Source organism: Nocardioides sp. NPDC004968 (assembly GCF_040608935.1).
Taxonomy (GTDB): domain Bacteria; phylum Actinomycetota; class Actinomycetes; order Propionibacteriales; family Nocardioidaceae; genus Nocardioides.
In genome coordinates this window covers 1-12122 of record NZ_JBEXJF010000047.1, presented here as the reverse complement: position 1 = coordinate 12122, position 12122 = coordinate 1, and the positions used below count along the sequence as shown (strand labels likewise).

Below are 12122 nucleotides of genomic sequence, written 5' to 3'. Positions count from 1 at the left end.
AACGCAAGGGTTAGAGATGACGGACGCAGCGTGGTACCCGGACCCGACCGGACAGGCCGAGCTTCGCTACTACGACGGGAGCCAGTGGACCGAGCACGTTTCCACGGGCGGGCAGCAGTCGACGGCGCCCCTGACGCCGCCTCAGGCCACTGTGGAGCAGGAGGCGCCGACGCAGGTCGGGTCGGCGCAGGCGGTGCAGGCTGCGTACGGTGAGAGCGCCCAGGCGCAGCCGGCCCAGTCCGCGTCCGCCCAGTACGGTCAGCAGGCCGCCCAGTACGGTCAGCAGCCCGCGCAGGCCCAGCAGCCCACGGGCGACCCGTTCGCCGGGATCTCGGGTGACCTGATCGACGGCCGCTTCGCCGAGATCGAGGGCAGCGGCGCGGTGCTGCAGAACAAGAAGCTCCTGCGCGTACGCGTCGGGGAGCCGTTCCAGGCGCGCCAGGGCTCGATGGTGGCCTATCAGGGCAACGTACAGTTCAAGTACCAGGGCGGAGGCGTGGGGAAGTTCCTCAAGAAGGCCGTGACCGGTGAGGGCCTCAGCCTGATGGGCGTCGAGGGCCAGGGCGACGTCTTCCTGGCCGACGCGGCCAAGGAGGTCCACATCCTTCAGCTGAACAACTCCGGCATCTCGATCAACGGTGACCACGTGCTGGCCTTCTCCGGGGGCCTGCAGTGGAACATCGAGCGGGTCCAGGGCGCCGGCATGCTCACCGGCGGTCTCTTCAACACCACGCTGCGCGGCACCGGCTGGATCGCCGTCACCACCGAGGGTGACCCGGTCGTTCTCAACGCCGGTGAGGCGCCGACTTTCACCGACACCAACGCGGTGGTCGGCTGGTCGCTCGGCCTGCAGACCAGCCTGCAGAAGTCGTTGACCGCCGGTGCGCTCATCGGCCGGGGCAGCGGCGAGGCGTTCCAGGTGGCCTTCCACGGCGCCGGCTTCGTCATCGTCCAGCCGTCCGAGGGCGGGGTCGTGCCGCCCCACTCGCACAGCTGAGCCCGACGGCAACTGGCCGAATGCCGCGTACGTCACAGTGCTGGCGTACGCGGCGGACGCCAACTGCCGTCAACCGGCATCTGCTTGATACTGTCACCAGCAAGTTGACCGACATCCTTTAAGCACCGTCCTGTGAGGCGGAGAAGGAGGTACGGCGTGCCGCTGCATGCCCACAAAGAAGCACTCCTCGTACTCGAGGATGGTCGAACGTTTAGGGGAGAGTCGTTCGGCGCCGAGGGTGAGACCTTCGGCGAGGCGGTCTTCTCCACCGGTATGACGGGCTACCAGGAGACGCTGACCGACCCGAGCTACCACCAGCAGGTGGTCGTGATGACCGCCCCGCACGTCGGCAACACAGGCGTGAACGACGAGGACCCCGAGTCCCGTCGGATCTGGGTGGCCGGATACGTCGTACGCGACCCAGCCCGGGTCCCCTCCAACTGGCGCGCCCAGCGCACCCTCGACGACGACCTGCGTGATCAGTCCGTGGTCGGCATCAGTGGGATCGACACCCGCGCCCTGACCCGCCACCTGCGTGAGCGCGGCGCCATGCGCGTCGGGATCTCGACGATCGAGACCGACCCCGAGGTCCTGCTGAAGAAGGTGCTCGCCAGCGCGGAGATGAGCGGTGCGAACCTCTCCGACGCGGTCAGCACCCAGGAGGCGTACGTCGTCCCCGCGAAGGGCGAGAAGCGGTTCACCGTCGCGGCCCTCGACCTGGGCATCAAGGAGATGACCCCGGAGCGGATGGCCGAGCGCGGCATCGAGGTCCACGTGCTCCCGGCGACCGCGACCCTCGAGGACGTCCTCGCCATCAATGCCGAATCTGGGGGCATCGACGGACTCTTCTACTCCAACGGCCCCGGCGACCCGGCCGCGACCACCGGCCAGGTGGAGCTGCTCGAGTCGGCCCTCGCCGAGAACATCCCCTACTTCGGCATCTGCTTCGGCAACCAGCTCTTCGGCCGCGCGCTGGGCTTCGGGACGTACAAGCTGAAGTACGGTCACCGCGGGATCAACCAGCCGGTCATGGACCTCACCACGCGCAAGGTCGAGGTGACCGCCCACAACCACGGCTTCGCCGTCGACGCACCCATCGGCGAGGAGACCACGACGCCCTACGGCATCGCGACCGTCTCCCACGTCAACCTCAACGACGACTGCGTCGAGGGCCTCGAGCTCAAGGACGCCGAGACCGGGAAGCTCAAGGGCTTCTCCGTCCAGTACCACCCGGAGGCCGCGGCCGGCCCGCACGATGCCGCCTACCTCTTCGACCGGTTCATCTCTCTCATGGCGAAGGAGGTCTGAGCGATGCCCAAGCGCGAGGACATCAAGTCCGTGCTCGTGATCGGCTCCGGGCCGATCGTCATCGGCCAGGCCTGCGAGTTCGACTACTCCGGCACCCAGGCCTGTCGCGTGCTGCGCGAGGAGGGGATCCGGGTCGTCCTGGTCAACTCCAACCCGGCCACGATCATGACCGACCCGGAGTTCGCCGACGCGACCTACGTCGAGCCGATCACCCCGGAGTTCGTCGAGAAGGTCATCGCCAAGGAGCGCCCCGACGCGCTCCTGGCGACCCTCGGCGGCCAGACCGCGCTCAACTGCGCGGTCGCGCTGGACGAGCGCGGGACCCTGGAGAAGTACGACGTCGAGCTGATCGGTGCGAGCATCGACGCCATCCAGCGCGGCGAGAACCGCGAGGAGTTCAAGAAGATCGTCGCCGAGCTCGGCGGTGAGAGCGCCAAGTCGGTCATCTGCCACAGCATCGACGACCTGCTCGCCGGCGCCGAGCAGCTCGGCTACCCCGTGGTCATCCGACCGAGCTTCACCATGGGTGGCTCGGGCTCGGGCTTCGCGTACAACGAGACCGAGCTGCGGCGCCTGGGCGGCGCCGGCCTCGCGGCCAGCCCCACCACCGAGGTGCTCCTGGAGGAGTCCATCCTCGGCTGGAAGGAGTACGAGCTCGAGGTCATGCGCGACCGCAAGGACAACTCGGTCATCGTCTGCTCGATCGAGAACCTCGACCCGATGGGCGTGCACACCGGCGACTCGATCACCGTCGCCCCGGCGTTGACGCTGACCGACCGCGAGTACCAGAAGCTGCGCGACCTGGCGATCGGCATCATCCGCGCCGTGGGCGTGGACACCGGCGGCTGCAACATCCAGTACGCCGTCAACCCGGCCGACGGCCGGATCATCGTCATCGAGATGAACCCCCGCGTCTCGCGCTCCTCGGCGCTGGCCTCCAAGGCGACCGGCTACCCGATCGCCAAGATCGCCGCGAAGGTCGCGATCGGCTACACCCTCGATGAGATCGAGAACGACATCACCGCCGGGCCGAACGGCTCGACCGCCGCGTCGTTCGAGCCGACCCTCGACTACGTCGTCGTCAAGGTCCCGCGCTTCGCCTTCGAGAAGTTCCCGGGCGCAGACACGACCCTGACCACCCACATGAAGAGCGTGGGCGAGGCGATGGCGATCGGCCGCAACTTCACCGAGGCCCTCCAGAAGGCGCTGCGAAGCCTGGAGAAGCCCGAGGCGGTCTTCGACTGGACCCAGGAGGTCATCGAGCTCGACAAGCCCGCGCTGCTGGAGGAGATCAAGGTCCCCACCGACGGCCGGCTCAAGCGGGTCATGGACGCGATCCGCTCCGGTGCGACGCCGGAGGAGATCTTCGAGAGCACCAAGATCGACCCCTGGTTCGTCGACCAGCTCTTCCTGATCAACGAGATCGCCCAGGAGATCATCGCAGCGCCCGAGCTGACTGCCGACGTGCTTCGCTATGCCAAGCGCCACGGCTTCTCCGACTACCAGCTGGGGAAGATGCGCGGCATGACGGCGGACGTGGTCCGAGGCGTACGCCACGCGCTGAACATCCGCCCGGTCTACAAGACGGTCGACACCTGCGCGGCCGAGTTCGAGGCGCGTACGCCCTACCACTACTCCTCCTACGACGAGGAGACCGAGGTCGCGTCCCGGGAGAAGGAGGCCGTGATCATCCTCGGTTCCGGGCCCAACCGGATCGGGCAGGGGATCGAGTTCGACTACTCGTGCGTGCACGCCTCCCTCGCGCTGAGCGAGGCCGGCTACGAGACCGTCATGGTCAACTGCAACCCGGAGACTGTCTCCACCGACTACGACACCTCCGACCGGCTCTACTTCGAGCCGCTCACCCTGGAGGACGTGCTCGAGATCGTCCACGCCGAGCAGCAGGCCGGACCGGTGGTCGGAGTCATCTGCCAGCTCGGTGGCCAGACCCCGCTCGGGCTCGCGCAGGCGCTCAAGGACAACGGGGTGCCGATCGTGGGCACCAGCCCCGAGGCAATCCACCTCGCCGAGGAGCGCGGTGCCTTCGGCCGGGTGCTCCACAAGGCCGGCCTGGTCGCGCCGAAGCACGGCATGGCCACCACGTTCAACGAGGCCCGCGAGATCGCCGCCGAGATCGGCTACCCGGTCCTGGTGCGTCCGTCTTACGTCCTCGGTGGGCGCGGCATGCAGATCGTCTACGACGACGAGGCGCTGCGCTCCTACATCGAAGCCGCCACCGAGGTCACTCCGGACAAGCCGGTGATGGTCGACAAGTTCGTCGACGACGCCGTCGAGATCGACGTCGACGCCCTTTACGACGGCACCGAGCTGTTCCTGGGCGGCGTGATGGAGCACATCGAGGAGGCCGGGATCCACTCCGGCGACTCCTCCTGCGCGCTGCCGCCGATCACCCTCGGCGCCGCCGAGGTCGAGCGCATCCGCGTGGCCACCCTGGCGATCGCCGAAGGCGTCGGCGTACGCGGTCTGCTCAACATCCAATACGCCCTCGGCTCCGACGTGCTCTACGTCATCGAGGCCAACCCGCGCGCCTCCCGCACGGTCCCGTTCGTCTCCAAGGCGACCGCGACCCCGCTGGCCAAGGCCGCAGCGCGGGTGATGCTCGGCGAGTCGATCGCGGCCCTCCGTTCTGCGGGCGTACTTCCCACAACCGGGGACGGGGGAGCGCTGCCGCCCAACCAGCCGATCGCGGTCAAGGAAGCGGTCATGCCGTTCAACCGGTTCCGCACCCCGGAGGGTCAGCAGGTCGACACCGTGCTCGGCCCGGAGATGAAGTCGACCGGCGAGGTGATGGGGCTCGACTCCGACTTCGGGCGCGCCTTCGCCAAGAGTCAGGCCGGTGCGTTCGGCCCGCTGCCGACCCAGGGCCGGATCTTCGTGTCGATGGCCAACCGCGACAAGCGCACCATGATCTTCCCGATCAAGGTGCTCGCCGACCACGGCTTCGAGATCTTCGCGACCGAGGGCACCGCCGAGGTGCTGCGCCGCAACGGCGTGCCGTCGCGGCTGATGCGCAAGCACTCCGAGGGCACCGGGCCCGATGGCGAGAAGACCACCGTCCAGCGGATTCTCGACGGCGAGGTCGACCTGGTCATCAACACGCCCAACGGCACCTCCAACGCCAAGTCGGCCCGGATGGACGGCTACGAGATCCGCACCGCCGCGGTGATGGCCAACATCGCCTGCATCACCACGGTCCAGGGCCTCGGCGCCGCCGTGCAGGGCATCGAGGCGCTGCGGCGCGGTGAGATCGACGTACGCAGCCTTCAGGAGTGGCGCGACGTCGTCGGTCACCACGACGGCGGGGTGTCCGCCACATGAAGGCCTACCGGACCCTGTTCGACAAGGTTCTGACGAAGACGGATCCGGAGCGTGCCCACCAGCAGGCGTTCGCCGCGATCCGCGCGGCCGGCCCGGCGCTGTCCAGGACACGTACGCCGGGATCCCCGGTGCACGCGATGGGGCTCACCTTCCCGAACGTGATCGGCCTGGCCGCGGGCTTCGACAAGAACGCGGTCGGGATCGACGCGCTGGGCGGGCTCGGCTTCGGGCACGTCGAGATCGGCACGGTCACGGGGGAGGGGCAGCCGGGCAACCCGGCGCCGCGCCTCTTCCGGCTGCCCGCCGACCGCGCCGTGATCAACCGGATGGGCTTCAACAACGACGGCGCCGAGGAGGTGGCCGCCCGGCTGGCGAGCCGTCTGGAGCGCCGTGGCACGGCGGCCGGCGGGCCGGTCCTCGGCATCAATATCGGCAAGACCAAGCTCGTCCCGGAGGACGACCAGGCGGCCGTCGAGGCCGACTACGCCAAGTCGGCCCGGCTGCTGGCTCCGTACGCCGACTACCTGGTGGTCAACGTCTCCTCGCCCAACACGCCCGGCCTGCGCAGCCTGCAGTCGGTCGAGAAGCTGCAGCCGCTGCTGGAGCACGTCCGCTCCATCGCCGACCAGGTCACCAAGCACAGGGTCCCGCTGCTGGTGAAGATCGCCCCCGACCTGGCCGATTCCGACGTCGTCGAGGTCGCCGACCTGGCCAGCGCGATCGGCCTGGACGGGATCATCGCGACCAACACCACCATCGGCCGCGAGCACCTCGCCTCTGCGCCCGCCGACATCACCGCGGCCGGTGCCGGCGGTCTCTCCGGCGCCCCGCTCAAGGCGCGCGCGCTCGACGTCCTGCGGCTGCTCCGCAGCCGGGTCAGCCCCGAGATGACCCTGGTCGGGGTCGGTGGCATCGCCACCGTCGAGGACGCCCGCGAGCGCCTCGACGCCGGTGCCGACCTGCTCCAGGGCTACACCGGGTTCATCTACGAAGGTCCCGGCTACGCCCGCCGGATCGCGAACGGAGTGGCTCGATGACGTTCGGTGCCCGCTACGCGACCGCCCTCGCGGAGCGGGGGAGGCTCTGCGCCGGGATCGACCCGCACGCCGCGCTGCTCCTGGACTGGGGGCTGAACGACGACCTCGCCGGCCTGGAGAGGTTCGCCCTGACCGCGGTCGAGGGCCTGGCCCCCTACGTCCCCGTCGTCAAGCCGCAGAGCGCGTTCTACGAGCGTTTCGGCTCGCGTGGCGTCGCGGTGCTGGAGCGGGTCATCGCCGAGTCGAAGGCTGCCGGCGCGCTGGTGCTCCTCGACATCAAGCGCGGTGACATCGGCTCCACCAGCCAGGCGTACGCCGACGCCTACCTCGATCCCGCGAGCCCGCTCGGCAGCGACGCGGTGACCGTGAGCCCCTATCTGGGCTTCGGCTCGCTGACTCCGTTCGTCGAGACGGCCACGAAGTTCGACGCCGGTCTGTTCGTGCTCGCCCTGACCTCCAACAAAGAGGGCCCCGAGGTGCAGCACGCGACGGTCGAGGACGGCCGCAGCGTCGGCCGGGTCATGCTCGACCACCTGCGCCGGCTGAACGAGGCCGAGACGCCGCTGGGCTCCTTCGGCGCGGTCGTCGGCGCGACGATCGACGGCGCGGACGGTGCTGGGGTGGCGTACGACTTCGGGTTCAACGGCCCCATCCTGGCGCCGGGCTTCGGTGAGCAGGGCGGCACCCCGGGCGACCTGGCCCGGATCTTCGGTTCCGCCAACGCCAACGTGGTCGCCAGCACCAGCCGCGGACTGCTGCGCAAGGGCCCGGACGTGGCCGCGCTGCGCGACGAGGCCCTGAGGCTGCGAGACGAGCTCGGCTGAGACACTGGCGCCATGACCAGTCTCCGGATGGCCGCCCAGCTCCTCGTCCTGCCGATCCTCGCCACGGGCCTGAGCTCGTGCGGCGATCCGATCGACGACTACTGCGAGTCCCTCAGGGGCCACCAGGAGCAGCTGACGAACACCCTGGGGGAGGACGGCACCAGCGGACTGATCGCCGCCCTGCCGATCTTCGAGGACCTCGAGCGCAATGCGCCCGACGACATCGTGAAGGACTGGAAGACGCTCACGGGGGCGATCTCGGGGCTCAGCACGGCTCTGGAGGACGCCGGCGTCTCGGCCGACGACTTCGAGAACGGCGAGCCGCCCGAGGGCGTCAGCGACGCCGAGGCGAAGAAGATCGCCGACGCGGCCACGAAGGTGAGCAGCACGAAGACGCAGGAGGCGTCCGTACGCGTCCAGCAGCAGGCCCGGGACGTGTGTCACACGTCCTTGACCCTGTGAACCGAATGGACACGAGTTAGGCGACCCCGATTGCCGCCCCGGCAACGTAATGGCTAGATTGGCGCGAGCGCTTACTTTCAGCGCTCAGCCGGGGGGCACGATCCCTGTACCGCGCGCCCCGGTTGCCCTGTCGACTACACACTTGATCGTGAAAGGGAGTCTTCGTGGCTCTGCCTCCGGACATCACCCCTGAACAGCGCGCTGCCGCGCTCGTCAAAGCCGCGGCCTCGCGCCAGGAGAGGGCTGCTGTCAAGAACAAGGTCCGCACTGGCGGCATGTCCGTCCTCGAGGTCATCGAGGAAGGGAAGAAGAACGAGGTCGTCGGCAAGATGAAGGTCATCGACCTGCTGACCTCCCACCCCGGCCTCGGTGAGGTGCGGGCAACCCAGATGATGGAGCGTCTCGGCATCGCGATGAGCCGCCGTGTGCAGGGCCTCGGCCCCAAGCAGGTGGCCGCGCTGGTCGAGGAGTTCGCTCGCCGATGAGTCTGATGACGGACGAGAAGACCCCGGCCGGTGCCGGCGAAGGCCACGAGAAGCGACTGGTCGTCCTGGCCGGTCCGACCGCGGTCGGCAAGGGCACCGTCTCCGCGGCGGTGCGCGACGACCACCCCGAGGTCTTCTTGTCCGTTTCGGCGACCACCCGGAAGCCTCGCGCGGGCGAGGTCAACGGGGTGCACTACCTGTTCGTCTCCGACGAGGAGTTCGACGCGATGATCGCCGGTGGCGAGCTGCTGGAGTGGGCCACGGTCCACAACATGGCCCGCTACGGCACCCCTCGTGGCCCCGTCGACAAGGCGCTTGCCGAAGGACGCCCGGCGATGCTCGAGATCGACCTGCAGGGCGCCCGGCTCGTACGCGAGACCATGCCCGAGGCGATCTTCGTCTTCCTGGCCCCGCCGAGCTGGGAAGAGCTCGTACGCCGGCTGGTCGGTCGAGGCACCGAGACCGAGGCCGAGCGGGAGCGCCGCCTGGAGACCGCGCGGGTCGAACTGGCGGCGGAGAAGGAGTTCGACGTCACGATCGTGAACCACGAAGTTCATCAGGCAGCCGATGAGTTGGTAACCTTGATGACGCTCGGGCTTCCGAGCAAGAAATCCGACCAAGCCGACAAGTGAGGCTCACGTGGCTGCCCCTCAGATCGACGCCCAGGGCGTGACCAACCCCTCGATCGACGACCTGCTGACGAAGACCGACAGCAAGTACAAGCTGGTTCTCTACAGCGCCCAGCGGGCTCGCCAGATCAACGCCTACTACTCCCAGCTCGGCGAAGGCCTCCTCGAGTACGTCGGCCCCCTGGTCGACACCCACGTTCAGGAGAAGCCCCTCTCGATCGCGCTGCGCGAGATCAACGAGGACCTGCTGACCTGCGAGGACATCGACCCGGCCGAGCTGGCCGCCCAGGCTGCGGCTCAGGCTGCCGCTGCCGAGGCGCCTGCCGGCGACGCCTGATCGTCCAGGTCCTCCGCTGTCCACCAACAGCACCACTTCGGCCGCTCCCCTCGAGGGGGAGCGGCCGCGCGTGGTCTTAGGGGTCGCCGGCGGCATCGCCGCCTATAAAGCGGCCGAGCTGCTACGCCGGTTCACCGAGTCCGGCCATGACGTGACCGTGGTCCCCACGGCCGCCGCCCTCGAGTTCGTCGGCGCCCCCACCTGGGCGGCGCTGTCGGGCAAGGAGATCGCCACCGGCGTCTTCGAGAACATCACCGAGGTCCCGCACGTACGCATCGGGCAGCAGGCCGACCTCGTCGTGGTCGCGCCCGCGACCGCGAACACGCTCGCCCGCGCGGCCCACGGCCTCGCGGACGATCTGCTCAGCAACGTACTGCTCACCGCACGCTGCCCGGTCGTGTTCGCCCCGGCGATGCACACCGAGATGTGGGAGCACCCGGCGACCCAGGCCAACGTCGCCACCCTGCGCGAGCGCGGCAACATCGTCATCGAGCCCGCCGAGGGCCGACTGACCGGCAAGGACACCGGCAAGGGCCGCCTGCCCGAGCCGGCCGAGATCTTCGAGCTCTCCCGTGCCGTCCTCGCCCATGGCGGGCGTGCCGACCTCGTCGGTCGTCGTGTCGTCGTCTCGGCGGGCGGCACCCGGGAGTACCTGGACCCGGTCCGCTTCCTCGGCAACCGCTCGTCCGGGCTCCAGGGCTATGCCATCGCCCGCGCCGCCGCCGCCCGCGGTGCCGAGGTGACCCTGGTCGCCGCCAACGTGACCCTGCCCGACCCGGCCGGCCTGAAGGTCGTACGTGTCGGCACGACCGCTGAGCTGCGCGACGCCGTGGTCTCCGCGGCCACCGGTGCGGACGCGGTCGTCATGGCCGCCGCCCCGGCCGACTTCCGGCCGACCGGGGTGAGCGAGGCCAAGATCAAGAAGGCCGCCGACGGGTCGGCGCCGACGATCGAGCTGATGCAGAACCCCGACATCCTGGCCGAGATCTCCCACCACCGGACCAAACCCGGTCAGGTGATCGTGGGATTCGCGGCGGAGACGGGCGATGAGACCGGCTCGGTGCTCGAGCTCGCCACGGCCAAGCTGAAGCGGAAGGGCTGCGACCTGCTCGTCGTCAACGACGTCAGCGGCGGCGCGGTCTTCGGCAGCGAGGTCAACAAGGCGGTCATCCTGGGCGCCGACGGAGGCCACGTCGACGTGCAGGAAGGGGCGAAATCCGCCCTCGCAGCGGTGATCTGGGACCAGATCTCCTTACGCCTGGATGAACAACGTACAAACTGACGACACGCCACGCGCCACGATGAGGACCACCCCTGCGGTCCTGGGTTTCGGGGTCTATGTTTGTCGACCAGAACGATTGACGTTTGCCTACCTGTTCAACCCACACGAACCTTTGAAACGGAGCTACACGTGACCGGACGTCTCTTCACGTCGGAGTCGGTGACCGAGGGGCACCCGGACAAGATCGCCGACCAGATCAGCGACACCGTGCTCGACTACCTGCTCGAGCACGACCCCAAGAGCCGGGTGGCTGTCGAGACCCTGCTCACCACCGGCCTCGTCGTCGTCGCCGGCGAGGTGACCACCGACGCCTACGCGCCGGTCGCTCAGCTCGTGCGCCAGAAGATCCTCGACATCGGCTACGACTCCTCTCTCAAGGGCTTCGACGGTCACTCCTGCGGTGTCCAGGTCGCCATCGGCGCCCAGAGCCAGGACATCGCCCAGGGCGTCGACACCGCCGAGGAGCACCGCCTGGAGAGCTCGGTCGACGAGCTCGACCTGCAGGGTGCCGGCGACCAGGGCCTGATGTTCGGCTACGCCTGCGACGACACGCCCGAGCTGTTCCCGCTGCCCATCAAGATCGCGCAGACGCTGGCCGAGAAGCTGACCGAGGTCCGCAAGGACGGCACGCTGGACTACCTGCGCCCCGACGGCAAGACCCAGGTCACCATCGAGTACGACGACGAGAACAAGGCCGTCCGCGTGGACACCGTCGTCCTCTCGACGCAGCACTCCGAGGAGACCACCCAGGAGCAGCTCCACGCAGACATCAAGAAGTACGTCATCGAGCCGGTGCTCGAGCAGTTCAAGTCGTCGGTTCCCTTCGACGGCTACAAGCTCCACATCAACCCGACCGGCCGCTTCGTCGTCGGTGGCCCGATGGGTGACGCAGGCCTGACCGGCCGCAAGATCATCGTCGACACCTACGGCGGCATGGCCCGCCACGGCGGCGGCGCCTTCTCGGGCAAGGACCCGTCGAAGGTCGACCGGTCGGCTGCGTACGCCATGCGCTGGGTGGCCAAGAACATCGTCGCCGCGGGCCTGGCCCGTCGCGCCGAGGTCCAGGTCGCCTACGCCATCGGCAAGGCCCAGCCCGTCGGCGTCTTCGTGGAGACCTTCGGCACCCACACCGTGCCCGAGGCCAACATCCAGAAGGCCGTCCTCGAGGTCTTCGACCTCCGCCCGGCCGCGATCCTGCGCGACCTCGACCTGCTCCGCCCGATCTACGCCAAGACCGCTGCGTACGGTCACTTCGGCCGCGAGCTCCCCGAGTTCACCTGGGAGCGCACCGACCGCGCCGACGCCCTCAAGGCTGCGGCTGGCGCCTGAGGTAGGAATACCCGGTTAACCGGGTATTCCTGCACTTCTCTGGCGTTGCAACACCTGAGAAGCGCAGGAAAAGCCGGAGAAGTCCGGCGCCCG

The 12122-nt window shown here is 68.9% G+C and carries 11 protein-coding genes; all 11 read left to right on the top strand.

Features of this window, described 5'->3' with window-relative positions:
- The first annotated feature begins 16 nt into the window (after nucleotides 1–16).
- Nucleotides 17–997 carry an AIM24 family protein gene (locus ABZU72_RS26140; RefSeq protein WP_355021699.1) on the top strand — a complete coding sequence of 327 codons (981 nt, stop codon included), beginning with the start codon at nucleotides 17–19 and terminating at the stop codon, nucleotides 995–997.
- A 156-nt stretch (nucleotides 998–1153) separates the two neighbouring features.
- Nucleotides 1154–2305, top strand: coding sequence for a glutamine-hydrolyzing carbamoyl-phosphate synthase small subunit (carA, locus tag ABZU72_RS26135; RefSeq protein ID WP_355021698.1), 1152 nt, complete (start codon nucleotides 1154–1156; stop codon nucleotides 2303–2305).
- 3 nt (nucleotides 2306–2308) lie between these two features.
- Nucleotides 2309–5644, top strand: coding sequence for a carbamoyl-phosphate synthase large subunit (gene carB / locus ABZU72_RS26130; protein WP_355021697.1), 3336 nt, complete (start codon nucleotides 2309–2311; stop codon nucleotides 5642–5644).
- A complete protein-coding gene (locus ABZU72_RS26125) occupies nucleotides 5641–6681 on the top strand; it encodes a quinone-dependent dihydroorotate dehydrogenase (RefSeq protein ID WP_355021696.1) in 1041 nt (346 codons plus the stop codon). The genes carB and ABZU72_RS26125 overlap by 4 nt, the downstream gene beginning before the upstream one ends.
- On the top strand, nucleotides 6678–7505 hold the full coding sequence (gene pyrF / locus ABZU72_RS26120; RefSeq protein ID WP_355021695.1) for an orotidine-5'-phosphate decarboxylase: 828 nt from the start codon (nucleotides 6678–6680) through the stop codon (nucleotides 7503–7505). The genes ABZU72_RS26125 and pyrF overlap by 4 nt, the downstream gene beginning before the upstream one ends.
- Before the next feature lie 12 nt (nucleotides 7506–7517).
- Entirely contained in the window at nucleotides 7518–7967 is a 450-nt protein-coding gene (locus tag ABZU72_RS26115) for a hypothetical protein (RefSeq protein WP_355021694.1), read from the top strand.
- A gap of 164 nt (nucleotides 7968–8131) precedes the next feature.
- Complete coding sequence (mihF, locus tag ABZU72_RS26110; protein WP_168381123.1) at nucleotides 8132–8452, top strand: integration host factor, actinobacterial type; 321 nt, start codon at nucleotides 8132–8134, stop codon at nucleotides 8450–8452.
- Nucleotides 8449–9084, top strand: coding sequence for a guanylate kinase (gmk, locus tag ABZU72_RS26105; RefSeq protein ID WP_355021693.1), 636 nt, complete (start codon nucleotides 8449–8451; stop codon nucleotides 9082–9084). The genes mihF and gmk overlap by 4 nt, the downstream gene beginning before the upstream one ends.
- Nucleotides 9085–9091: 7 nt before the next feature.
- Complete coding sequence (rpoZ, locus tag ABZU72_RS26100; protein WP_160022984.1) at nucleotides 9092–9418, top strand: DNA-directed RNA polymerase subunit omega; 327 nt, start codon at nucleotides 9092–9094, stop codon at nucleotides 9416–9418.
- 70 nt (nucleotides 9419–9488) lie between these two features.
- On the top strand, nucleotides 9489–10700 hold the full coding sequence (gene coaBC, locus ABZU72_RS26095; protein WP_355021692.1) for a bifunctional phosphopantothenoylcysteine decarboxylase/phosphopantothenate--cysteine ligase CoaBC: 1212 nt from the start codon (nucleotides 9489–9491) through the stop codon (nucleotides 10698–10700).
- A gap of 129 nt (nucleotides 10701–10829) precedes the next feature.
- A complete protein-coding gene (metK, locus tag ABZU72_RS26090) occupies nucleotides 10830–12029 on the top strand; it encodes a methionine adenosyltransferase (RefSeq protein WP_355021691.1) in 1200 nt (399 codons plus the stop codon).
- The last annotated feature ends 93 nt before the right edge of the window (nucleotides 12030–12122 follow it).